This is a genomic window from Pseudoduganella guangdongensis (assembly GCF_009857475.1).
GTDB lineage: Bacteria > Pseudomonadota > Gammaproteobacteria > Burkholderiales > Burkholderiaceae_D > Rugamonas > Rugamonas guangdongensis.
Map to the genome: position 1 here is coordinate 69,664 of NZ_WWCJ01000003.1, position 24,090 is coordinate 93,753.

At 64.8% G+C, this 24,090-nt stretch carries 14 protein-coding genes; 9 read left to right on the forward strand and 5 right to left on the reverse strand.

Annotated features, from left to right (window positions below; all coding sequences use genetic code 11):
- Positions 1–1,449, forward strand: coding sequence for an amino acid permease (locus GTP41_RS04715; RefSeq protein ID WP_161024423.1), 1,449 nt, complete (start codon positions 1–3; stop codon positions 1,447–1,449).
- On the opposite strand, the gene ygjK is transcribed toward GTP41_RS04715, so the two are convergent.
- From ygjK to gcvPA, 5 genes are all read right to left on the reverse strand, one after another.
- Positions 1,385–3,754 (reverse strand): alpha-glucosidase, encoded by a 2,370-nt coding sequence (gene ygjK, locus GTP41_RS04720; RefSeq protein ID WP_161024424.1) that lies wholly within the window; start codon positions 3,752–3,754, stop codon positions 1,385–1,387. The two genes, GTP41_RS04715 and ygjK, sit on opposite strands and share 65 nt — an antisense overlap.
- A gap of 86 nt (positions 3,755–3,840) precedes the next feature.
- A complete protein-coding gene (locus GTP41_RS04725) occupies positions 3,841–6,354 on the reverse strand; it encodes a TonB-dependent receptor (RefSeq protein ID WP_161024425.1) in 2,514 nt (837 codons plus the stop codon).
- 34 nt (positions 6,355–6,388) lie between these two features.
- On the reverse strand, positions 6,389–7,522 hold the full coding sequence (locus tag GTP41_RS04730) for an ATP-NAD kinase family protein (RefSeq protein ID WP_161024426.1): 1,134 nt from the start codon (positions 7,520–7,522) through the stop codon (positions 6,389–6,391).
- Positions 7,519–9,105 carry an aminomethyl-transferring glycine dehydrogenase subunit GcvPB gene (gene gcvPB, locus GTP41_RS04735; RefSeq protein ID WP_161024427.1) on the reverse strand — a complete coding sequence of 529 codons (1,587 nt, stop codon included), beginning with the start codon at positions 9,103–9,105 and terminating at the stop codon, positions 7,519–7,521. The genes GTP41_RS04730 and gcvPB overlap by 4 nt, the downstream gene beginning before the upstream one ends.
- Positions 9,102–10,484: an aminomethyl-transferring glycine dehydrogenase subunit GcvPA gene (gene gcvPA, locus GTP41_RS04740; protein WP_161024428.1), complete on the reverse strand. Its 1,383-nt coding sequence runs from the start codon at positions 10,482–10,484 to the stop codon at positions 9,102–9,104. Before gcvPA ends, gcvPB begins: the two co-directional genes overlap by 4 nt.
- Positions 10,485–10,597: 113 nt before the next feature.
- Between gcvPA and gcvA the strand changes: the two genes are divergently transcribed.
- The 8 genes from gcvA (at position 10,598) to GTP41_RS04780 (ending at position 24,069) form a co-directional block, all read left to right on the forward strand.
- Complete coding sequence (gene gcvA / locus GTP41_RS04745; protein WP_260115119.1) at positions 10,598–11,503, forward strand: transcriptional regulator GcvA; 906 nt, start codon at positions 10,598–10,600, stop codon at positions 11,501–11,503.
- A 179-nt stretch (positions 11,504–11,682) separates the two neighbouring features.
- Positions 11,683–12,405, forward strand: a complete 723-nt coding sequence (locus tag GTP41_RS04750) for a carbohydrate-binding family 9-like protein (protein ID WP_161024430.1) — start codon at positions 11,683–11,685, stop codon at positions 12,403–12,405.
- Between the two features lie 207 nt (positions 12,406–12,612).
- Entirely contained in the window at positions 12,613–15,690 is a 3,078-nt protein-coding gene (locus GTP41_RS04755; protein ID WP_161024431.1) for a TonB-dependent receptor, read from the forward strand.
- 64 nt (positions 15,691–15,754) lie between these two features.
- Positions 15,755–18,388, forward strand: a complete 2,634-nt coding sequence (locus tag GTP41_RS04760; RefSeq protein WP_161024432.1) for a beta-mannosidase — start codon at positions 15,755–15,757, stop codon at positions 18,386–18,388.
- A 95-nt stretch (positions 18,389–18,483) separates the two neighbouring features.
- The gene (locus GTP41_RS04765; RefSeq protein ID WP_161024433.1) at positions 18,484–19,470 is read left to right on the forward strand and encodes a LacI family DNA-binding transcriptional regulator; all 987 of its coding nucleotides are present in this window, start codon (positions 18,484–18,486) and stop codon (positions 19,468–19,470) included.
- A gap of 21 nt (positions 19,471–19,491) precedes the next feature.
- A complete protein-coding gene (locus tag GTP41_RS04770) occupies positions 19,492–20,709 on the forward strand; it encodes an AGE family epimerase/isomerase (protein WP_161024434.1) in 1,218 nt (405 codons plus the stop codon).
- Positions 20,702–21,625, forward strand: coding sequence for a carbohydrate kinase family protein (locus GTP41_RS04775; RefSeq protein ID WP_161024435.1), 924 nt, complete (start codon positions 20,702–20,704; stop codon positions 21,623–21,625). Before GTP41_RS04770 ends, GTP41_RS04775 begins: the two co-directional genes overlap by 8 nt.
- Entirely contained in the window at positions 21,625–24,069 is a 2,445-nt protein-coding gene (locus tag GTP41_RS04780) for a GH92 family glycosyl hydrolase (protein ID WP_229502753.1), read from the forward strand. The genes GTP41_RS04775 and GTP41_RS04780 overlap by 1 nt, the downstream gene beginning before the upstream one ends.
- Positions 24,070–24,090: the final 21 nt, after the last annotated feature.

A 24,090-nucleotide genomic window follows, 5' to 3' on the forward strand; every position in this document is an offset into this window, starting at 1 on the left:
ATGGCGATTCCCGGCAATACCCAGATTGGTCGCTTCATGCTGCTATCGATGGCGGTGGCGGCAATCTTCAACATCCGCAATGTCGTCAACAGCAATATCGCCATCGGAACGGCGGCGGTGCCGTGCTTCCTGCTCGCCACGGCGGTGTTCTTCATCCCCTATGTGCTGATCATCGCCGAATTCGTCAGTTTGAACAAAGACGCCAAATCCGGCATCTACCAGTGGATACGATCCTCGATGGGGGATAAGTGGGCCTTTGTCGGAGCTTACTGCTACTGGTTCGTCAACCTGTTCTACTTCACCTCCGTGCTGCCGAACATCCTGGTGTACGCCTCGTATGCCTGGCTTGGCTACGAGGTGCAATTGACGCCGATGGTGACGGTACTGCTGTCGATCATGCTGTTCGCCTTTGCCACCTGGGTGTCGACCAAGGGTGCGGCGTGGGTGGGGCGGGTGACCTCGGTCGGCAGCTCCCTGGTGCTGCTGCTGGCGTTCGGCTTCGTGACACTGAGCCTGATGGACTGGATCGGCGGTGTGCAGCCGGCCACTCCGGTGTCAGTGGCGACGATGACGCCGACCTTCAATTGGGCTTTCATGGGCGCGATGGCGTGGATACTGTTCGCCGCCGGCGGTGCCGAATCGGTCGGCGTCTTCCTGAACGATGTGCGGGGCGGCGCGCGCACCTTTGTGCGCACCATCATTTTTGCCGGCTTGCTGATTGGCGTGCTGTACTCGGTGTCGGCGCTGGTGCTCAACCTCTACGTGCCGGCTTCAAAGCTCAGTTATACCTCGGGCGTGTTCCAGGTGTTCGGCGCGCTGGGCGCGCATCATCAGGTCTCTTCCCTGTTGCTGAACCGGGTGGTGGGGGCGGTGATGCTGCTCGGCTCTTTCGGCACGCTGATGGTGTGGACGGCGGCGCCGGTCAAGGCGCTGTTCTCCGAGATCCCGAAAGGCATCTTCGGCGAGCGCGCCATTGCGCTGAACCGGCACGATATGCCGGAGCGCGCGGCGTGGATCCAGTTTGCGGTGGTGGTGCCTTTGCTGGTCATCCCGGCGCTGGGCTCGGGCAATGTCAACCAGCTGCTGAACGTGGTGATCAATATGACGGCGGCCACCGCGCTGCTGCCGCCGCTGATCATCATGGCGGCCTACTTCCATCTGCGTTTGCGGCTGGACCACCTGCCGCGCGACTTCCGCATGGGATCGCGCCGCATGGGCTTGCTCGTCTCCGGCGCGCTGCTGGCATTCTCCGGCGTCGCCTTCATCGCTGCCATCTTCCCGGCCGGGCAGAACCTGCTGCTCACGCTGGGCTACAACGTGGGCGGCGTGGTCCTGTTCCTGGGCTGGGCCTTCTGGAAGTACCGCCAGTTCGAGCGCAGCCAGCTTACTTCGCTGGCGTTGCCGCCGACTCGCGTGCCAGCATCAGCAGGTGCGCGGCGCTCCAGCTGAAATTCGTTGCGCCTTGCATGTGGCCAGTCTCGGGATTGTAGTTTTCCCGGATCGGCGCGTCGCCCAGCAAGCCTTCGGCACCGGCGGTGAAGCGGGCCGCCATGGCGTCCGCTTCCTGCGCGCGGCCGTATCGGCGCAGGGCGACCGTGCCGAAGTAGAGCTGGTCCAGCCATACGCGGCCGCGCCAGTAGATGTCCGGCGCGTAGGAAGGGTTGGAGACGGCGGCGGTCGGCATTGGGACCGGAGTGGCAAATTCGGCCGGATCCAGCATTTTGGCGATCACGGCGTCTGCTTGCGCCTGTTCGGCGGCGCCGGCCCATAGGGCGGTCCAGCCTTCCGGGCCGCGCCCGCGCATGGTCAACAGCTTGCCGCCCAGCTGGCGGTCGTAATAGAAGCCGCTGGCCTGGTCGAAGAAGCGGGTGTTGACCAGCGTGCGCAGCTTGCCGGCCTGTGCGCGCCAGTCGGCGGCGGCGCGTGCGTCGCCCAGCGCGTGGGCGATATCGGCCAGGATCAGCTTTTCGCGGTAGAGGAAAGCGTTCAGGTCCGCCGATTCCTGGTCGATCGAGTAGCCCACGAGCTTGCCCTTGCTGTCGCGGTTTTCCACCACGCGTACCTGCCAGTCGTGCCGCGCGGCGGGCAGGTCGCCGCCATGCGCTTTGTCGGCGTAGCGCTGCAGGGCGCCGGGTTCGATGAAGCCAAAGCGGGCGGCGTTATCCATGCCGGATTCCCAACCGGCGGCATGCTGCACCGGCAGGTCGATGGCGGCATAGCGGCCTTGTTCGACGATGCGGTTGTAGGCGTCCAGGCCGAGGCAGTCCTGCATGCCGTCCTGGCCTTCGCGGCAGCCTTGCAGCGGCGCGCCGCCTGCGGTGAGCGGCTTGACACGGAAGCGCAGCCGGCCTTCGCTGTCGTTGTGCAGCGGGTGCACGGTGGCGCCGTATTCGGCCAGGCCGTTCTGGTCGTGGTCGCGGTTGCGGTACCACCAGCGGTGGTAGGACTCCAGCTTGGGTTGCATTTCCTTTAGCCAGGCGCGGTCTTTGGAATGGCGGTAGATTTCCCAGGCCACCCATGCTGCCAGCGGCGGCTTGGTGTCGCGTTCGTTCCAATTGCCGCCGTCGCCGCCGCGCTGGGCGTCGCTGTTGTAGAACACGTTGTCGGGCAACATGCCCGCGTCTTGCGGACGGACCGGGTCATTGGGCTGGATCTGGTAGTCGAACAGGGCGCGCACGGTGTTGGCGGCAAGGCTTGGGTCGATGGCGGCCAGGGCGTAAGCTTGCTTCCACGTGTCCCAGGTCCAGGCGCCGTTGAACCAGCGCGCGGTGGTGGAGGGGACCATGGCGTCGTGGCGGATGGCGCCCCGCGGCGCGCGCCAGTTGCCGATCAGGGTCTCCAATGCCTTCACGCTGAGCGGGGAGGCGGGCAGGCGAGTCAGCCATTTCGACCAGCGGCGCTGGTTGGCGGCGATGGCGCGTTCCATGCGCGCGGGGCTGGCCAGCAGCGATGCGGCGCTGATGCCGGCGTCGGCATTGTCGAGCTGGTAGCTGTAGGCGCTGTAGAGCGCTTGCCTGCGGCCGGCGCCGAGCAGGGGAAGGTCGGCGCTGCTGGCGTAGCGCTGGCCATCCACGCGGTCTTGCGCGTGGATGCTGCGTTCAATGCGGTAGCGCGAGCGGCCGCTGGTCATGACGTTGGCGGCATCGCGCACTTTGCCGAATACGATGCTGATGCCGCCGGCATCCTGGATGAGTTGCGGCTTCCAGGCGGGCTGGCGCGCGGCGATGCTGCCTTTTCCATCTTCCCATTGTTCCATCAACTCGCCCTGCCAGTGCGCGCGCAGGGCGAGCGGCTTGGAGGACGTGTTGTGCAGACGATAGCGCACCAGTGCGCTGTGCGAATCGGCGAAGTGCAGGTCCACTTCCAGCACCAGCCCCGGCCACTCCAGGCGCTGGCTTAGCACGCCGGGGCGCGCACTGTTGCTCCAGCGGGCCTGGGCGGGGTCGAAGCTGCGGCCGCTGCGGCGGTCGGTAAGGGAGATGCGCTCCAGTGCCGAGGAAATGAACAGGCTGTACTCCTCCGCCACCACCATCGGGCCGCTGAAGGTGCCGGCCAGCGAGGGTGAATCGGGCAGCAGGTAGCCGTGCCAGCTGCCCGCATCGAACATCGGGTTGAAGCGCTGGTTTTGCTCGGCGTCGAAGTCGCGCGCGGCGGTGGGAACGCCGTGGCGGTTGATGGAAGGATGCTGGGCGTGGGCGGCCCAGGCGGCGGTGCATGCTGCGACCAGCAGCAGTTTGCGGACGGCTGAAGACATATGCGAAGTAGGGAACGAGTTGGGGGGAGGGTAACACGGGTGTTGCGAAAAAGGCCGGACGCTGCCTGCGTCCGGCCTTGGCCAGCTTAGAATTTGTACGACAACGACAGGGTGGCGTGGCGGCCCAGGATCGGACGCGCGTAGAACAGGCTGCCGTTCGAGCTTTGGTTAAAGCCGCTGCGCGGGTTGCCCTCGGTCAGGCCGATCTCATTGGTCACATTGTTCACCTTCAGGTTCAGCTTCCACTGCTTGTCGATCCTGAATTCGGCGCCCAGGTCCAGCACATGGTACTTCGGCAGGGCCAGCGAGTTTTCAAAGTCGGCGAAGCGCTTGCCGATATGGCTGTACACCAGGAAGATATCGCCAAAGTCGAAGTGCAGGGTAGGGATCAGGCGCACCTGGGTGTTTGGCGTGCGCATCACCTGGTTGCCGTTCTGCTTTGCTTCCTCGGCGTTCGGATCGATGCCGTCGATGGTGGCATCCTGGATCGTGGCTACATACTCCAGCGAGAAGCGTTTGTGCGGCTTGAAGATGCCTTCCAGCTCCACGCCGGTGGACAGCGTCTTGACGAAGACCTGGCGGAAGTCGCCGGTTTGCTGGTTGGTTTCGCCGAAGGACAGGTTGTCGAACTTGGTGTGGAACAGGGTGGCCGAAGTCGTCCACATGGGCGACATGTAGCGTACGCCCGCCTCGGTGAAACTCAGGCGGCTTGCGCCGTCCACGAAGCTGTCGGTGCTGTACAGGGTCGGCATATTGGTGCCGCTGGCGTAACGGCCATAGGCGGCGATATGGTCGTTGAACGCATAGTTGAAGCCAGCGGTGTAGGACGATTCCTTGATCGTCTTCTTCTTGCGCGTCCACTCGCCGGTTCCTGCGCGGCGCATATAGTTGTTGGCGATGATGTTGTCCTTGTCCGAACCGTCCGGGTTGAAGGCGCCCGGAATCGGCGTGCCGCCCACCAGGCTGGTGCCGGGCACTTCGCTGCCGGCGGCATTCACGCCTTCATCCTGCACGTCGTAGCGGGCAATCTCGTAGCGCACGCCGCCGTCGATGCGCAGGTTCTTGTTGACCTTCCATTCGTCGTTGACGAACAGGGAGGTGGAGTTCATATCGCCCTTATGGCGCTCGTAGAAGAATGCATTGCGCAGCACGCCCTTGTCGGACAGGTAGCCCAGGATCTTGTTGTTGGCATCCACCGCGACGATGTCCAGGCGTTTCGGCTGGTCGCGCACCTCGGTCAGGATGCGCGCGCCGTAGTCGGAGTCCTCATGCAGCTTTTGCGATGCGAACAGGATGCCGGCGGTGAAGCTGTTGTTCTCGTTTTCCTTGGTCAGCGACAGCTTGTCGACGAAATGGCTGAGGGAACGGAAGCGGGTCTCGGCCACCGCGTCGGTGGTGAAGCCGTTGCCGTTCAGGGTGGCGGGATTGTCGACCAGTTGGCCGGTGCCGGCGTAGGCCAGGCGCGCGGTGCCGCCGAAGCGGCTCAGCAGGCCGGCGACGTCGGCGTATTGCGCCGGGTCGAGGCGGTTGCTGGCGCGTACCAGGTAGCTGTTGGGGCCATTGAACACCGAGTGCGGCGCCACGTCGTAGCGGGTGTAGCGCGCATTGTTGCGGAAGGACCAGTCGCCGCCGATGTCGTGCTGCAGGTCGGCGCCGAGCACCTTGGCCAGCACATGGAAGCCGGTTTTAAGGTCGGTGGTCTGGGTGCCGTTGGTGGTCTGGTTGGTGATGCGCGCCACGTCCGGGCCGTCCAGCGAGCCGTAATGCGGGTCGACACCCGGCACGCCGCGCGGCTTGGCCGGGTTGGTGAGCGGGATCGGCAGGTAGAAGGTGTTATGGTCGTTGACGTACTTGGCCGACAGGTTCAGCTCACCGGCCGCCAGGCGGCGCGTGAGGTTCAGGCGGAACTGGCCGCCATGGTCGGCGGTCATGCCGATCGGGCGCACGCCCTTGCCGCGCCGGTAGTAGCCGCCCGCCGCGTAGCTCCAGTCCTCGTTGATCGGGCCGGAGAACACACCCTCGGTGCGCAGGAAACCGTAGTCGCCGACCGTGACTTTAGCCTCGCCTTGCGGCTTCTGCGTGCCTTTGTGGCTGATGAAGTTGACGATGGCGGCCGGGCCGTTGGTCGAGAGGATGGCTGAGGTGCCGCCGCGAATCGCTTCAAAACGCTTGATGGTCAGGTCTTCGCGCAGCAGCACGTCCACCAGTTCGCCGTCATAGATCACCGGCAGCCCGTCTTCCTGCAGGCTGATGAACTGGAAGGCCGCACCGCCGCTCAGGCCGCGCGGCGACACATTGTTCGAGACTTCGCCGCCCGATGCTTCGACCCACAGGCCGGGCACCTGCTGCAGCGAATCGGCCAGGCTGTGCGGCGCCAGCTTGACCAGTTTATCGGAGTCCAGCGTGGTGATGGCCACCGAGGATTCAAGCTTGGTGCGATTCTTGGCGGTGGTGCCGGTGACGACCACTTCCTGGATCGGCGCGGCCTTCTCGGTAGCGCTAGCATTGTCGGCGGCCGACTGTGCCTGCGCGCCGTGCATGGCCGCCATGTGGGCCAATGCCGCGGCCACCGCCAGGGTCAGCACTTTCTTTTGTCTCATCTGGTTCTCCTCTAGATTGTTTTAGTGATTGCTACTACACCGAAACAGGCCACATGGTCTGTTCCCGGTACCCAGTCATCACGGGCAGATACCCGTTGAATTCCGCATCGAGCTGCGCGTCGCCGCTGTCGATGCGCAGCACGCCGCCGTGCAGCGACAACAGCTTGTCGCGCGGCGCCAGCACGTGCAGCCCGCGTTTGCCCGCAGCTCGCAGCAGACGCGATGAAATTTGCTGGTTGCCGCGCCCCAGCACCATGCCCTGGCCGCCGATCGGCGACAGCACCAGGTGCAGCGGCGCTTCGCGCGCGGCGGCCAGGTCTTCCAGCTCCAGGCGCGTGGCATCGCGCGCCAGCAAAGTGCCGTCGCCCAGCACCGCGTCCACGCCGAGCAGGCTGCCCTCCACGCCCAGCACTTGCAACAAGGCTTGGGTAGTGGAGCCCGGCCCCACCATGTACAGCGCACGCGGGTCCATCGCCTCGGCGAAGCTGCGCGCGATCGCCAGGCGCTGCGCGCCGTCGCCGCTGGCATGGCGCGCTTTGCCGCCCTGCGTCAGGGCGGGTGCCAGCGGCAGCTGAAGGTAGCCGTACAGGCGCGGCAGGATCCGGCCGCGACGCAGCGCTTCCTCGTCCAGGTCCATCACTTCCGCTTCGCTATGCATGGCCAGGCCACCCTGTTGCAGTTGGCGCAGCAGCTGGCCGGCGGCGGTGGGGTGGTTGGCGAAGACCGCCGATTGCATCTTGACCCCGGCCGGCAGCCCCAGTACCGGAAGGGTTTCGCTGGCGCCGGCATCGCGCAGGCCGTCCAGCACATCGCGCGCGGTGCCGTCGCCGCCGGCGAAAAGCAACAGGTCGATGCCCATGCTGGCCAGCAGGCAGCTGGCGCGGCGCGTGTCCGCCGCTTGCGATGGCGACGTGACCGGCACCACGGCGCTGGCCTGCAAGCCGGCCGCCTGCAAAGCGGCCAGGCCCATGGCGCCGTCGGCGGCGTACCAGCAGAAGCCGTGCGCAGTCTCGCCCAGCGCCTCGAACATGGCGGCCAGGCGCGCCGGTACTTGCGGCAGGCTGCACGCCGCCAGCGCGGCCTGCACGCAATCGGCGCCGTCCGAGCCTTTCAGCCCGGCCGGGCCGCCGATGCCGGCCCAGGGATTAACCACCAGCCCAAGCTTCATGCCAGCCCGCGCTCGCCCAGTTTGCGCTGGTAGGCGCGCCAGGTGATGCCCCAGCGTTCCGGATCGTCCAGCATTTCGCCCTGCACGCGGTGGGTCGGGCAGTTGTGCGGCGCGGTCTTCACCAGGTCCGGATTGCTGCGCGCCTCGCCGGCAATGTGGCGCATCACGCTGATGAACTCATCCAGGTCGGTGCGCGAGTAGGACTCGGTCGGCTCGATGGTGGCCGGTTCCGGCACCAGGTAGGGGTGGTGGCTGGTCCAGTAGTGCAGGCCAAAGTCGGCGGCGCGGAAGCCGATTTCCTCCGACGTCACGCCGGTTGCGTCGCACAAGGCCTTCCAGCTGTAGCGCACTTGTTCGATGCGGCGCTTGCCAGGGGCGTAGGGCGCGCTCATGCCGTCGATCTTCAACAACTCATGCATCATGTAGTTGTTGTTCAGTACCGCGATCTCGGACACGGCACGCAAGCCGTCCGCCCCCAGGTTCATGACCCAGGCATAGGCGCGCAGGATGATGCCGGCGGCGCCGGCAAAGCTGCTGATCTTGCCGATCGATTGCGCGCCGCCGGGCACCAGCTGGTAGCAGCCATCCTTCTCGCGCACCAGTGGGCCGGGCAGGAAGGGCGCCAACGCCGCGGTGCAGCAGACGGCGCCCACGGCCGGCCCGCCGCAGGCGTGCGGCGTGGCGAAGGTCTTGTGCAGGTTGAAGTGACACAGGTCGAAGCCCGCCTCGCGCGCGCGGGCAATGCCCAGCAGGCCGTTGGCATTGGCCTGGTCGTACACGCACAGGCCGCCCACGGCGTGCACGGCGTCGACGAACTCGCGGATGCGGCTGTTGAAGATGCCCGTGTCTTCCGGGTTGGTGATCACCAGCGCGGCGGTGCGCGGCGAGATGGCCGCCTTCAGCGCTTCCAGGTCGGGGTAGCCGTCGGCATCGGGGTAGATGGTGATGACCTTGTAGCCCACCAGCTTGGCGCAGGCCGCGTCGGACGGGTGGGAGAAGATGGTGGTGATAACTTCGTCGCGCTGCGCTGCTTCGCCGCGGCTTTCGTGCCAGGCGCGCACCATCGACATATTGGCGAAGATCGCCTGCGAGCCGCCGCGTGCCTGCAGCGATACCGTGTCCATGCCCGACACTTCGCACATCACGCCTTCCAGCTTGGCGATCACCTCCAGCATGCCCTGCACGGTGCTGTCCGGCTGGCGCGGGTGCAGCTCGGTCATGGCCGGCTGGCGCGCCAGCTGGTCGTTGATCTTGGGGTTGTACTTCATGGTGCAGGTGCCCTGGCCGACATCGACATTCAGGTCGGCGCCCAGGGTTTCCTGCGACAGGCGCAGGTAGTGGCGCAGCACGCGGTTCTGCGACATCTCCGGCAGGCGGGGAGGGTTCTGGCGTCGCATTGAGGCCGGCAGTGCCGCCAGCGCTTGCCCCGCGGCGCGGGCGATTTCGGGCTCCACTTCCGGCAGCAGGATGCCGCGTTCGCCCGGCTGGCTCAATTCGAAGATGACTGGTTCATCCCAGCGCGCCTGGTGGTAGCGGCGCGGCTGCTGTTTGCGGTGGGCGGCGATATTGTCCATTGGTTTCATTGGCCGATTACTTTCTCTAACGTTGCGCAAAGCTGGTCGATATCTTCCTGCGTGTGGACTTCCGAAAAGGCGTACAAGGCCGACTGTCCCAATGCCGGGAAGTCGGTACTCAAATCGTGGCCGCCGAACACGCCCTGCTTGAGCAGGGCCGCATTGATGGCCGCCACCGGCAGCCCGGTGCCTTCGAAGTTGACGACGAACTCGCGGAAATGGCAGCTGCCTTCATGCGTCACCCGCACGCCGGGTATGCGCGCCAGGCGCTGCTTGGCGTAAGCGGTGCGCTGGACGATGCCCGTCGCCAGCTCAACCATGCCCTGTGGCCCCATCAGCGCCAGGAACACGCCGGCGGTAATGCCCCACAGCGCGGCGGCGGTGCCGACGAATTCATTGCCGTTCTCGCGTTTGTCGAACGAAGTGCGGCTGTAGGCGACGTCGCCAAAGCCGTACTCGCCGGGCACGCTGGTTGGCACAACGCCGAACAGGCGCGAGGGGTATTGCATGACGATGGCCGGGTCGTCGTGGCTTGCGATGAAGCCGCCCTGGCCGCCGCCGTAATTCATGTGGATGCCGAGCGGCTGGATATCGCCGCACACAATATCGGCGCCATAGCTGGCGGGCGGCGCCAGCACCCCGAGCGACACCGGGTCGACACCAACCACCAGCAGCGCGCCCACGGCATGCGCGGCGGCAGCCAGCGCCGCGCCGTCGTCGATGGTGCCGAGGAAGGAAGGGATGTCCACGTAGAGCGCGGCGGTGTCGCGGTCAAGCAGGCCTGCCAGCGCAGCCATATCGAGCAGGCCGGAGGCGCGGTCGAACGGGGCCAGCACGAAATCCAGATCAGCGCGGCCGTAGTTCTGCATCACGGCCAGCTTGTCCGGATTGATATGGCCGGCGACCACCACCCGGCGGCGCCCGGTGTGCCGGCCCGCCATGCGCACGGTGGTTGCCGCCGCCTGCATGCCGTCGTACACCGGCACATTGACCACGTCCATCTCCAGCAGCTCGCCCATCATGCTGCAGTACTCGAACAGGGCCTGGAAGCGGCCATGGTCGTCATAGGGTTCGCCGGCATAGGCGGTGGCGAATTCGCTGCGGCCGTTGACTTCATCGCACACGGCTGGCACGTGGTGCTGGTAGCAGCCGCCGCCCAGGAAGCTAAGCTGGCTGGCGCAGTGCGTGTTCTTGCGCAGCAGGCCATCCACATGGCGCTTCAGGCGCGCTTCGGAAAGATGCGGCGCGGGGATGGCAAGCGGGCCTTGCATGCGCAGGGCGGCCGGGATATCGGCAAAGAATTCTTCGGTGCTGGCGGCGCCGACGGCGCGCAGCATGGCGTCGCGCACTTCCGGCACGGAGTTGGGAATGTAGGGATGGGTTGCCATGTCATTTCCTGTTGAGCGGGGATTGGATGCCCCATCTTGTATGAGCGAAATAACGTTGACAAATGATCAGTATGCATGCGATACATTAGAAAAGTTTATGCATGGAGCACCCCATGGTTCACTCTTCCAGTCTGTTGCGGCAGTTAAAAACGTTCGAGGTCACTGCGCGGCACATGAGTTTTACCCGCGCCGCCGACGAGTTGTGCATTTCGCAGGCGGCCGTCAGCCACCAGATCAAAACACTGGAAGAGGCGTTGCAGATCAAACTGTTCAAGCGCATGACGCGCGCCATTACGCTGACCGGGGAGGGGGCGATCCTGCAACGCAGCGTGATCGACGCCTTCGGCCGCATCGACCGCGTGCTGGCGCAGCTGGCGCAAGGCGAGGGCCGCGCGCGCAGGCGGCTGACGGTGGCGGTGACGCCCGCCTTCAGCTCGCGCTGGCTGGTGGGGCGGCTGGACCGCTTCCTTGCCGCCCACAGCCAGCTCGAAGTGCGCCTGGTGCACACGGTGATGCATACCGACCTGGGACGCGACGGCATCGACCTGGCGATCCGCTGGGGCGACGGCAAGTGGCCGGGTGTGGAGTGCGAACGCCTGTTCGGTACCGAGCTGCTGCCGGTGTGTTCGCCGGCGCTGCTAAAGGACGGCCCGCCGCTGAAAGGCCCCGCCGACCTGGCCCATTACACCCTGCTGCACGAGGACAGCTGCGACGACTGGGAACGCTGGTTCGAACGGGCTGGCCTGGCGCCATCCCTCGCCTTGCGCGGGCCTTTAATCGACGACAGCAATGCGCTGATGCAGGCCGCGCTGAATGGCCAGGGCATTGCCCTTGGCCGCATGGCCCTGATCCGCGACGACCTGCAGCGCGGCACCCTGGTCAGCCCGTTTAGTGAAACGCTGACCGCGCAAGGCGCGTATTACATGTGCTGGCGTACCAGCCGCGCCGAACATGAGGCGCTGGAATGGTTCTCGGACTTCCTGCGCAACGAGGCGCACGCACAGGAGAAAGGCGTTTAGGGGGGGGCTCTCCAGATGTATCGCGGACCGTGTCGAGGATGGTCTCGCTCACTCATTGTTCGGCCGGGCCCGGTGTTTAGTAAAGTCAACTAAAAAGGGGGCATTTCGGGGCCTGCATGTTGAATGGCGCTTAGCTCCTTGCTATAAATTTTGGGCCCCGATATGCAAGGAGATAAACGATGATCGCGTTCACCGCCGCACTTGCCGCCGCCCTCGGCGCGCCGCTTTCTTACGAATGCCTGCGCGCCCAATCCCCCATCCAGGTCGACGGGAACATTAATGATCCGGCGTGGCGCAATGCGCCCTGGACGTCCGATTTCATCGATATTAAAGGCGACAGCAAGCCGCGCCCCAAGTACCGCACACGCGTGAAAATGCTATGGGACGATCACTACCTGTATATCGCCGCCGAGCTGGAAGAGCCGGACGTGAAGGCGACGCTGACGCAACGCGATTCGGTGATCTTCAAGGACAATGACTTCGAAGTCTTCCTCAAACCGCTGCCGGCGACAAAGAGCTATTACGAGTTCGAGATCAACGCGCTAAACACCGGCTGGGACCTGTTCCTGCCCAAGCCGTACAGCGAGGACGGCAAGGCCGATAACAGCTGGGACATCGAAGGACTGAAAACCGCCATCGGCGTCCAGGGCACCCTGAACAATCCGCGCGACAAGGACCAGGGCTGGACGGTGGAGATGGCGATCCCGCTGACCGCCTTCGCTTCGCGCCAGCAGGTGCCGCAGCCCACGGCCGGCACAAGCTGGCGTATCAACTTCAGCCGCGTGCAATGGACGGCGGGGAAGAAGAAGGAGGACAACTGGGTATGGTCGCCGCAAGGCGTGGTCAATATGCATGTGCCGCAGCGCTGGGGATTCCTGCACTTTTCCGGCAAATCGCGCTGAGCGACTGTCGTAAATAGGACGCACCGCTGTTTACTAATCAAAACTAAACATCATTAGAAAATGGAAAGTTTATTGAACTAGTCTGGCTTCCTTTGTAAGGTTTTTCCTAGATGGATCGAGATGCCTGCCGACATGTGGGCGGCATCCAGAGGGTTTAGTAAATCCCTCCAAAACAAAGCCCGCAAAGGGTACAACTAGGAGACCTACATGATGTTCAGGAATCATCCAGCCTTAACGCAGCGCCGCTGCCGCGCCACGCCGATTGCCTTGGCCGTGAGCGGCGCCTTGCTGACGCTTTCCGCAGCCCATGCCCAAACTGCCTCCGCGCAGCCTGAATCGACGGTGGTGGTGACCGGCTACCGCTACGCCATCGAAAAGAGCCTTGACCAGAAGCGCGACGCCAATTCGATCGTGGAGGTGATCACCGCCGAAGATATCGGTAAATTCCCCGACAAGAACGTGGCGGACGCGCTGCAACGCGTGCCGGGCGTGATCATCGACCGTAGCGGCGGCGAGGGCAAGAACGTCAGCGTGCGCGGCCTGTCGTCCGAGCTGACCCTGACCCAGTTGAACGGCAACTACATCGCCACCGCCGAATCGAACGGCGACCCGACTCGCTCGTTCAACTACATGCTGATGCCGTCCAATATGCTGTCCGGCGCGGAGCTGTACAAAACCCCGGAAGCGCGCCTGGATGAAGGCGGCATCGGCGGCACCGTGATCCTGCGCACGCGCCGCCCGCTGGACGTGAAGTCCAACAGCGGCTTCGTTTCCGCCGAAGGCACCTGGGCCGATACCACCAAGAAGACCGACGGCCAGTTCTCCGGCCAGTACGCCTGGCATGACGACGACAACCGCCTGGGCGTGCTGGTCGGCTACACCCAGCAAAAGCGCACCACCCGCACCATGGGCGCCAGCACCGAGAACTGGCAATGGTATGCGGACAGCTACCGCAAAAATCCGCCGGTCGATGTGAACGGCAAGCCATCCGGCCTGAATTCCTTCTGGTGGGGGCAGTCCGGCTTCTACGACCAGAACGGCAAGTACTACCAGAATTTCATGATGCCGACTTCGGTCAATATGAATGTGAAGTCGGAGGAGCGTGAGCGCAAAGGCGCGCAGGCCACGGTGCAGTTCAAGCCGATGCGCAACCTGACCCTGACCGCCAACTATTTCCGCTTTGACCTGTCGCAGGATTCCCAGACGAATACCCTCAAGGTCCCGGAATGGAATATCGCGCGCTACGACGGCGACGGCAACTGGCCTGGCGGCCGACTGCTCGATGGCCTGACCTTCGACCGCAGCGGCACCATCGTCACCGGCGCCCAGTACAGCATCCATCCCGGCAAGACCTACTACTGCAGCGAAGCGCAGGCGGCGGCCGGCGGCCAGAAGCCTGGCGGCTGGGGGCCGGACGACTGCACGGTGCCGACGCCGCAAATCACGGGCAGCTACAACCGTGAGAAGTCCTTATCCCAAAGCGCCGACTTTGAAGCCGAATGGCGCGGCCAGTCGCTGGATGCCAGCGTGAAGTTCGGCCGCACCTGGGCTAAGGGCGGTCCGGAAATGCAAATGGCGATGCCGATCAAGCCGCGCTTGCAGAATGCGGATGGCAGCTGGACCCTGGGCAATTACGCCAGTGCCTGGAGCACGGTTGGCACCCCGAGCATGACGTTCTCGCCGCAGCTGATGGAAAACCTGCGCAAGGGTATCGGCGAAATCGACCTTGGCTCCACTTCCTCCTCCTGGACCAAGAACAGCACCGAGCAGAATTACGCCCAGGCCGACCTTACCTGGCGCAACGAGAGCGGATGGCTGGATAGCCTGCAGTTCGGCGCCAAGTATCGCGATGGCGGCATCCACCGCAGCACCGGTAACAACTACTGGGTATGCCAGGGCGCCGATCCGAAGAACTACGATAAGCGCTACCAGGCTGGCTGCGACTCCAGTGCGAACAAGTTCCGCCCCGAGTTCCTGTACGCCGAGTCGCTGGGCCACCTGGCGGGCGGCATCAATGCCAGCGCCTTCCCGGCGATTAACTATCCCGCGTACATCGCCCACCTGGATAAGACTTACGGTGCGATGCAGACCCGCAATGAGGACAACTTCGTCTACAACGTGGACGAAAAGATCCTGGCGACCTACCTGCAGGCCAACATCAAGACGGAGCGTCTGCGCGGCAACGTGGGCCTGAGGGTGGTGCGCACCAAGCAGCATGCCGATTCGACCGACCAGGTGGAGAGCTTCAACGACTACTTCTTCAACGGTCCGAACGGCGCGCCCGCGCCTTGCCTGCCGGGCGGCTTGCCTGCAGCAGGTGCGCCTGCCGGTTCCGGTTGCACCAGCGGCTTTACCCGCCTGCCGGACAGCACCGCGCGCAACCGCTCGTTCGCCATCAGTTCGCTCGACCGCAGCTACACGGACGTGCTGCCTAGCCTGAACCTGGCGTATGAGCTGCGCCAGGACCTGCTGTTGCGCGCTGCCGCATCGAAAGTGGTTGCGCGGCCAAGCTATAGCGACATCGCCTACCCGGGCGGCCTGCAGTTCTACAGCCAGGAATACGTGAACGACCGTCGCCTGATCGGCGGTGGCGACAAGCAAGGCTGGTTCGGCGAGGGCAGCAACAAGCAGCTGGAGCCGTACAAGGCGACCCAGTTCGACCTGGGCGCAGAGTGGTACTTCCAGCGCGGTTCGGTCCTTGGTGCCAACGTGTTCCGCAAGAACGTGAGCAACTTCACGGTGCCGGTGGTGCGCGACGTGACCATGGACGTTGCGGGCAAGAGCGTGCTGGTGCAAAGCTATTCGACCACTGCCGGTGGCCGTGACGGCGTGTCGCAAGGCGTGGAGCTGTTCGCCCAGCATACGCTGGCGTCCGGCCTGGGCTTCCAGTTCAACTACACCTACAACAAGACGAACCAGGCTGCGATCGTCCTGGGCGATGGCGAAGAAGTCGGCAAGTCGCCCCTGGTCGGCAGCGCGAAGAACCAGGCCAACCTGACGGTGTTCTATGAAACCGACAGCTTCCTGGCGCGGGCGTCGTATAACCGCCGTGGTGAAGTGGTGGGTGGCCTGGTCAACGGCGTTAGCGTGTATTCGGAGCCATACAGCCAGGTTGACCTGAACTTTGCGTACAACATCAGCAAGCAACTGAGCTTGTCCGCATCGGTGCTGAACCTGACCAAGGAAGAATCGCGCTCGCACCTGGGCGATGACACCAAGGATCGCTTCTACGGCAACAGCTATGCCGGCCGCATTGCTTACTTTGGCCTGAACTACAAGTTCTGATCCCCCTGTAGTTCCTCCTCGCGCCTTCGGGCCGGGGAGTTTTTTTCTGCCCAGGATGCCCGCCATGCCCACGCATTCGATTTCCGTGCCTTTTACGCGACTGCTGCTTGGTATCTGGCTCGCCGCGATGGCAATGGCGGCAGCCGCACACGAACTGGCCGCGCCGGCTCGCTTCACCATCGACCAAGGCTGGGCCTTTCGCCAGCTCACCACGGGAGCACAATGGCGCGCCGCCAAGGTGCCCGGCACCGTGCATACCGACCTGTACGCGCACAGGTTGATTCCCGACCCGTATATCGGTGCTCCCGAAGCTGGCCTGCAATGGATTGGGCTTGCGGACTGGGAATACCGTACCCGTTTCGACGCTCCGCGCGCCGCAATTAACGCCGCCCGCAGCGACCTGGTTTTTGAAGGGCTGGATACCTTTGCCGAGGCCTGGCTGAATGGCGAAAAGCTGCTTGATGCCGACAATGCCTTCCGCACCTGGCGTGTGCCGGTGCAGGGAAAGCTGCGCGCCAAAGGCAATGAGCTGCGCATCGTATTGCGTTCCCCGATCAATAAGCTGCTGCCGCAAGTGCAGGCCATGCCGCACAAACTGGCCGGCAACTACCCGTCGCCCTACGGCGATGAACCGCCGGACGCGATGACCGCCAACTTTGCGCGCAAGCCCGGTTACCACTATGGCTGGGACTGGGGGCCGCGCTATGTTACCGCCGGCATCTGGAAGCCGGTCGTCCTGCACAGCTGGAATGCGGTTCGTATCGACAACCTGCAACTGCGCCAGGACCGTGTGGAAGAGGGCTACGCCGATATCGTCGCTGTTCTGTCGGCGGACGCGATCCACCCTGGTGAATTCGGAGTGCGCCTGTGGCAAACCGCACCGGATGGAGCGCGCATGCTGGCGGCGCAACGCCAAGTCGCCATGCTGGCGGGCGCCAACCGCCTGGAGCTTCCCTTGCGGATCGCGCAACCGCAGCGCTGGTTCCCCACTGGCTATGGCGCGCAGCCGCTCTACCGCTATGAGGTAGAGGTGCTGGATGGCAAAGGCATCGTGGCCCGCGCCAACGCCCGTACCGGCTTGCGCAGCGTAGAGTTGCGCCGCGAGCCGGATGCGAAAGGAAAGAGCTTCTACTTTGCCGTCAATGGCATTCCAATTTTTGCCAAAGGCGCCAACACGATTCCGTTTGACATGTTCCAGCCCCGTGTCGGCAAGGCGCAACTGCGCCGCGTTCTGCAATCCGCGCGGGACGCCAATATGAACTTTATTCGCAGCTGGGGCGGCGGCTACTACGAGAGCGATGAATTCTTCGACCTGGCAGATGAATTCGGTCTGCTGGTCTGGCAGGACTTCATGTTCGGCGGCGGCATGCAGCCGGCGTATGACGACGCCTTCCGCGCCAACGTGGTCGCCGAAGCACGCGACAACGTGCGCCGCTTGCGCAACCATCCCAGCCTGGTGCTCTGGTGCGGCAATAACGAGGAAGAAATCGCCTGGAAATACTGGGGCCCTGGCAAGGCTATGACGGCGGCCGATCCTGCCTTTGCCAGCAAAGTCTGGAACGGCTATGTGCAGCTGTTCGGTACCGACTTGCGCAAGGTGGTGGAGGAAGAGGGCGGCGGCATCGCCTACTGGGCCAGCTCCCCGGGCGACGACCTGGCCGAAGTCGCCAATACGCCAGCCAGCGGCGACATGCATTACTGGGAGGTGTGGGGCAATCCCGCGCATCCGCCCTCCCAGTACCTGCAGATCACGCCGCGTTTCATGTCCGAGTACGGCCTGCAGGCGTGGCCGGTGCAGCGCACCATCGACGCCTTTGCCCGCCGCGAGGAGCAGAGCATTGCGGCGCCAGTGATCGAGGCGCACCAGAAATTCATGGCAGGAAAAGGCAACGAGCGGCTGCTGAAATACGTGGGCTACGAGTTCGGTGAGCCGAAGGACTTCGCCAGCTTCACCTATCTGAGCCAGGTCATGCAGGCCGAAGGTATCGAGCTCGCGGCGCTGCACCACCGGGCCAGCCGCCCGTACACCATGGGCTCATTGTACTGGCAGCTGAACGACGTATGGCCGGGCGCCTCCTGGTCTAGTGTGGACTGGTTCGGGCGTTGGAAGGCTTTGCATTTCCACGCCCGCCGCTTCTTCGCCCCGGTATCGGTCGCCGCCCTGCGCAGCGCCGAAGGCCTAACCACCGTCAGCCTGCTCAACGACCGCACCCGCACCGTGCAGGGCGAACTTCGGCTGCGGCTGATGACGCTGGACGGCAAGGTGCTGCGCGATGAGCGTCAGCAGCGCACACTGGCCGCGCTGGCGGCAACCCGCGTCGCAAGCTATACCGACGCCGAGCTGCTTGGCAGCGCCGACCCGGCCAGCACCATTGCCGTTTTCGAGCTGCAAGCGGCAGGCGAGCCGGTCGCGAGGCATGTGGTGTACTTCCAGGCGGCGAAAGATCTGCTCTGGCCAGCCCCCGGCCTGTCGGCGCACTTGCAGCAAGACGGCAAAGGCTTTGTGTTGCAGCTACGCGCGGAGAACCTGGCGCGCGGCGTATGGGTCGATTTCGGCGGAATCGAGGCCGATGTGGCGGATAACGCCCTGACCCTGCTGCCGGGTGAAAGCGCGACCCTGCGCGTGTCATCCCGCGCTACGCTGGCCGCCCTGCGCAAGGCGCTGCGGCTGCGTACCGTGTTTAGTAAAACAAACTAAAAGCGCGCCAAATCCACGCCATTGATTGACGCTCTTCATAGGCGGCTGATATAAAAAGTAGCGTTTAATAAAAAAGAATTTCGGAGACAAGATCCATGAGCCAGGTTACCCTGCGCGGCATTGCGGAAGCCACCGGTCTATCCATCGGCACGGTGTCGCGCGCGCTGAAAAACCAGGTCGGCATGACAGAGGAAACGCGCAACAAGGTGCGCGAAGCCGCCATGCGCCTGGGCTACGATTTCGGCCAGCTGAAAAAGGGCCGCATCCGCCGCATCGCCTTCCTGCTGCACAACCAGCACAATACGCTCGCCTCCAGCCCCTTTTTCTCGCCGGTGCTGCAGGGGGCGGAAGCCGCCTGCCGGCGCGAAGGTGTCGCCCTGTCCTTTATCGCCGTCGGCCCGGCGGAGCCGGTGCTGGCGCAGATCCGCCTGCACCAGCCGGACGCCATTGTTTGCGCCGGCTTCTTCGAGCCGGAAGTGCTGGCAACCCTGCAGCAAGTCGGCAAGCCGATTGTGCTGGTGGATATGCACTGGCGCGGCTTCACCTCCGTCAACCCGGACAATATGCGCGGCGGCTACCTGGCGACCCAGCACCTGCTGCGTTGCGGCCGTAAACGCATTGCCATGCTCTCCGGCTCTCTCGCGCATTACAGCATCCAGCAACGCAATCGCGGCTTCCGCCAGGCGCTGTTCGACGCCAAGGTGCATGCCGACCCCAACCTGGAAGTTATCGTGCCAACCATGGGCGAAGGCGACGAGGGCGTGGTGGAAGCCATGCGCAGCATCCTGAGTTTGCCCAAGCCGGCCGACGCTGTCTTCTGCTACAACGACAGCACGGCGCTGGCGGCCATGAAGTACTGCCTGGGCGAGGGCATGAAGATCCCGCACGACATTGCCATTGTCGGTTTCGACGATATCGCCGCCGCGGCCGCCGCCATCCCACCGCTCAGCACCATCCATGTCGACAAGGAAGAACTGGGCAAGGCGGGCATCGAGCTGCTGCTGAACAAGCAGGACGAAGGACCATCCCAGATCACCGTGCCGGTCCAGATGATTGTGCGCGAGAGCAGCTTCGACGACTAACACCCCCAACCCTGAAATCCCATGCCTAATTTCCCGAACTTTCGCAGCCCGGCCGTTCTGCTCGCCCATGCGCAGCACACCATGCGCTTCTACCACCCGCGCGCAATCGATCCGGCCGGTGGCCTTTTCCACTTCTTCAAGGACGATGGCAGCATTTACGACGCGCAGCACCGCCACCTGGTAAGCAGCACGCGCTTTGTCTTCACCTACGCCATGGCCTACCGCCACTTCCACGACCCGGCATACCTGGAAGGCGCGCGCCATGCGGTGCGCTTCCTGCGCGAAGCGCACCGCCGGTCGGACGGCGACGGCTATGCCTGGATGCTGGACGGCCGCCGCGTGGAGGACGGCACCCAGCATGCCTACGGCCAGGCTTTTGTGCTACTGGCTTACGCGCACGCCACCTTGGCCGGCGTGGAAGAAGCGCGCCCATGGATCGGCGAGACCTTCGAGCTGATGGAGCGCCGCTTTTGGGACCCGCAATCCGGCCTGTACGCCGATGAAGCCAGCGCCGATTGGAGCATGTTGTCCAGCTATCGCGGGCAGAATGCCAATATGCACGCCTGCGAGGCATTGCTGGCGGCCTTTCAGGCGACCAGCGAACGGCGCTACCTGGAGCGCGCCTACACCGTGGCGTTCAACATCACGCAACGCCAGGCGCAGCGCTGCGGCGGACTGATTTGGGAGCACTACAACGAGGAATGGCAGCCGGACTGGCGCTTCAACTTCGACGATCCGGAAAACCTGTTCCGCCCCTGGGGCTACCAGCCGGGCCATTTCACCGAATGGGCCAAGTTGCTGCTGCAACTGGAAAAGTGGGGTAGCAGCGTGTTGAAAGAAGACCTGGGCTGGCTGCTGCCCACCGCGGAACGCCTGTTCCGCGTGGCGCTGGAAAAGGGCTGGGACGCCGAGCATGGGGGGCTGTGCTACTCGCTGGCGCCGGACCTGGCCATTTGCGACTGGCACAAGTACTTCTGGGTGCAGGCCGAAAGCGCGGCGGCGGCAGCCATGCTGGCGCAGCGCACCGGCAACGCCGACTACTGGGACTGGTACCAGCGCCTGTGGGAATACAGCTGGACCCATATGGTCGACCACGAGCATGGCGCGTGGTTCCGCATCCTGGACCGCGAGAACCGCAAACTGAGCGACGAAAAGAGCCCCGCCGGCAAGGTGGATTACCACACCATGGGCGCCTGCTACGACATCGTGAAGGCGCTGGCGGAGGGCGGCCATGCATGACGCGCCGCTGATGCTGTGCGCCGGCGAGGCGCTGACCGACATGATCCAGCAGGGCGAAGAACAGTGGGCAAGCCGCGTCGGCGGCTCGGTCTGGAACGTGGCGCGGGCATTGGCCGGGCTGGGCGAACGCACCGCTTTTGCCGGCGCCATTAGCCGCGACAGGTTCGGCAATGCCTTGTGGGACGCCAGCGAAGCGGTGGGACTGGATATGCGCCTGCTGCAGCGCGTGGACCGTTCGCCGCTGCTGGCGATCGTGGAACAAGGCGAGCCGCCACGCTACTTCTTCATCGGCGACGATTCCGCCGACCTGCATTTCGACCCCGCCGCGCTGCCGGATGGCTGGTCCGGCGCGCTGCGCTGGGCTCACTTCGGCGGCATCAGCCTGGCGCGCGAACCGCTGGCATCGACCCTGGTCGCGCTGGCGGAGCAACTGAAAGGGCAGGGCGTGGCGATCAGCTACGACCCCAACTTCCGCAACCTGATGGACGAGCGCTACACGCCGACCCTGCAGCGCATGGCGGCGTTGGCCGACGTGGTCAAAGTCTCCGACGACGACCTGCGCGGCCTGTTCCCCGGCCTGTCGCTCGACGCCGCGCTAGAGCAGCTGCGCGCCCTCAAGCCCGACGCATACTGCCTGCTGACGCGCGGTGGCCAGGGCGCCACCCTGTACCACGGCCCGCAACGCGCCGACGCGCGCGCACCTGCCGTCACGGTGGTGGACACCGTGGGCGCAGGCGACGCCAGCGTGGCCGGCCTCCTGCACAGCCTTGCGCGTCATCCAGGCCGCACGCTGCAATCGCACCTGCACGCAGCACTGGCCGCCGGCTCCGCCGCCTGCCAGCAGGCCGGCGCCACCCCGCCGCAGCCGTCCGCCATGAACCATTTGTTCGCCGTACTCGAAGGAGAGGTAAAGTGATGAGCCGTACCCCGCTTGAGATTCCAACACACGCCCCGCGCATGCTGCGCCTCGCGCGCCTTGCCCTGATTGCGCTCCTGCCAGTCATGGCAGTGCCACTCGCCGCGCAGACCTCCGAGCGCCCGGTCAACACCTTTATCGGAACCCAGGACGAAGGCAATACCTTCCCCGGCGCATCCGCCCCCTTCGGCATGATCCAGGTCAGCCCGATCGGCGAGCACTACGCCGGTTGGCGCTACAGCGACCCGCGCATTCGCGGCTTCGGGCACTCCTTCCTCTCCGGAGCTGGATGCTGGGAACAGGGCGGTCAACTGTCGGTGCTGCCGGTGACAGGCCGCATCGGACCAGGCGGCGATTTCGACACCAGCAAGCCAGGCGCCTTCGATCAGAAACGCTACGCCGCCGAGTACACCCACGAAGGCGAAGTAGGCCAGGCTGGCTACTACAAGGTCAAGCTCACCAGCTACGGCGGCATCACCGCCGAAACCACCGCCCTGACGCGCGCCGCAGCGGAACGCTACACCTTTGCGCCCGGCGCCGGCACCGGCCACGTGCTGCTGAATATCGGCCAGGCCAATGAACGCCACTCCGTGGTCGGCAGTGAAGTGAAGGTGCTGGATGAGCGCAGCATCGAAGGCAAGATCACCACCAAGAGCTTCTGCGGCGGCGCCCAGTACACCACCTGGTTCCGCATGGTCTTCGACCAGCCCTTTGCCGCCCACGGCATCTGGGACGACCGTGGCGGCTGGCCGGGCGCGAAAGGCCCCAGCCAGCAAGGCGAAGCACGCCCACATGGCGTCTGGTTAAGCTTTGACCTGAAGCACGGCAGCGCCGTGACGGCGGTCAGCGCCATCTCCCACGTCGATGCCGAGGGCGCCCGCATCAACCTGCGCGCGGAAGGCATGGCCGACGCCAAGCCGCTCAGCTTTGACGCCATGCGCACACAGGCGCAAGCGGCCTGGCAACGAGAACTGCGCAGCGTACGCGTTGAAGGCGGCAGCAACGACGACCGCACCGTGTTCTACACCGCGCTGTACCACGCACTGCTGCAACCGCTGACCGGCAGCGATGCCGACGGCCGCTATCGCGGCTACGACGACGCCATCCACACCGCCCAAGGATGGACCTACTACGAGTTCTTCTCGCTGTGGGACACCTACCGCGCGCAGAACCAGTTGCTTGCCCTGCTGCGCCCCGAGCGCGCACGCGACATCGCCAACTCCGTGCTGAAGATCCGCAGCGAAGGCGGATGGCTGCCGCGCTGGGGCTACGCCAACTTCGACAGCAATGTGATGACCGGCGACCCGGTCACGCCATTCATGGTTGACCTGTGGCGTTACGGCGCCCTAAAAGGCCGCGAGCGGGAAGCCTACGCCGCCCTGCGTGAAAACGCCTTCGGCGTGCCGCCGCACCGCAACCGCGCCCAAGGCCGTGCCGGCAACCCTAGCTACCTGAAGAACGGCTTTGTGCAGTACGACCGCAGCTTTGTCGCCAAGGGCATGGACATCGACCCGCACCACGGCGCTTCCGCCACCATGGAGTATGCGCTGGCCGACAGCGCGCTGGCCGTGATGGCCAAGTCGCTGGGTCACGCCAAAGACGCGCAGGCCCTGGAGAAGCGCGCCCTGAACTGGCGCAAAGTATGGGACCCGAACGTGGTCGATACCCCGACCGGCCTGCGCGGCTTCCCTCGTCCGCGCGTGCAGGACGGCAACTGGTTCGCCGAAGTAGGGCGCGAGTACGACCCGCGCGGTGAGCGCGGCTTCCACGAAGGCACGGCATGGCAGTACCAATGGCTGGTGCCGCAAGACGTGCCCGGCCTGGCCGCAGCCATGGGCGGAACCGACAAGGCCCTGAACCGCCTGGACCAGTTCTTTGATTACGATGCGGTGCACGCCGATCCCGCCGCCGTACGCAAATCGTGGGTGGTGGGTGCCTATAGCTATTACAGCCAGTTCCGCTACAACCCGAACAACGAGCCAGACCTGCACGCGCCGTGGATGTACACGCTGATGGGCCAACCGTGGAAAACCACCACTGTGCTGCGCGCGGCGGAAACCTTGTTCGGCAACGGCCCAAGCGGCGTGACCGGCAACGACGACCTGGGCACCATGTCGGCCTGGTACCTGTTCAGCGCCCTGGGCCTGTACCCGGACACGCCGGGCAGCGGCCGCTTCCTGCTGCATGCGCCGCGCTTCGCCCGCGCCGAGATCGACCTGCCGCAAGGCCGTATCCTGCGCATCGAAGCGCCGGAGGCCAAGCCCGGCGAGCGCCGCTTCGTGCAGTCCGTGCAATGGGGCGGCCGCCCGCTGTCGCGCGTATGGCTGGACTGGGAGCAGCTGCAAGCGGCGGGCACCCTGAGCTACAAGCTGACGCCGCAGCCTGACACCAAAGGCTGGGGCACGCGCAGCAGCGACCTGCCGCGCCCACCGGCTGGCATGTAAAAAACAAAAGAGGAGACAAGC

Excerpts from the sequence above, each read along its gene's own strand:
- gcvPA (WP_161024428.1), bottom strand. The coding sequence starts at position 10,484 with ATGGCAACCCATCCCTACATTCCCAACTCCGTGCCGGAAGTGCGCGAC.
- GTP41_RS04770 (WP_161024434.1), top strand. The coding sequence starts at position 19,492 with ATGCCTAATTTCCCGAACTTTCGCAGCCCGGCCGTTCTGCTCGCCCAT.
- GTP41_RS04715 (WP_161024423.1), top strand. The coding sequence starts at position 1 with ATGGCGATTCCCGGCAATACCCAGATTGGTCGCTTCATGCTGCTATCG.
- gcvA (WP_260115119.1), top strand. The coding sequence starts at position 10,598 with ATGGTTCACTCTTCCAGTCTGTTGCGGCAGTTAAAAACGTTCGAGGTC.
- ygjK (WP_161024424.1), bottom strand. The coding sequence starts at position 3,754 with ATGTCTTCAGCCGTCCGCAAACTGCTGCTGGTCGCAGCATGCACCGCC.
- gcvPB (WP_161024427.1), bottom strand. The coding sequence starts at position 9,105 with ATGAAACCAATGGACAATATCGCCGCCCACCGCAAACAGCAGCCGCGC.
- GTP41_RS04725 (WP_161024425.1), bottom strand. The coding sequence starts at position 6,354 with ATGAGACAAAAGAAAGTGCTGACCCTGGCGGTGGCCGCGGCATTGGCC.
- GTP41_RS04775 (WP_161024435.1), top strand. The coding sequence starts at position 20,702 with ATGCATGACGCGCCGCTGATGCTGTGCGCCGGCGAGGCGCTGACCGAC.
- GTP41_RS04755 (WP_161024431.1), top strand. The coding sequence starts at position 12,613 with ATGATGTTCAGGAATCATCCAGCCTTAACGCAGCGCCGCTGCCGCGCC.
- GTP41_RS04730 (WP_161024426.1), bottom strand. The coding sequence starts at position 7,522 with ATGAAGCTTGGGCTGGTGGTTAATCCCTGGGCCGGCATCGGCGGCCCG.
- GTP41_RS04760 (WP_161024432.1), top strand. The coding sequence starts at position 15,755 with ATGCCCACGCATTCGATTTCCGTGCCTTTTACGCGACTGCTGCTTGGT.
- GTP41_RS04750 (WP_161024430.1), top strand. The coding sequence starts at position 11,683 with ATGATCGCGTTCACCGCCGCACTTGCCGCCGCCCTCGGCGCGCCGCTT.
- GTP41_RS04765 (WP_161024433.1), top strand. The coding sequence starts at position 18,484 with ATGAGCCAGGTTACCCTGCGCGGCATTGCGGAAGCCACCGGTCTATCC.
- GTP41_RS04780 (WP_229502753.1), top strand. The coding sequence starts at position 21,625 with ATGAGCCGTACCCCGCTTGAGATTCCAACACACGCCCCGCGCATGCTG.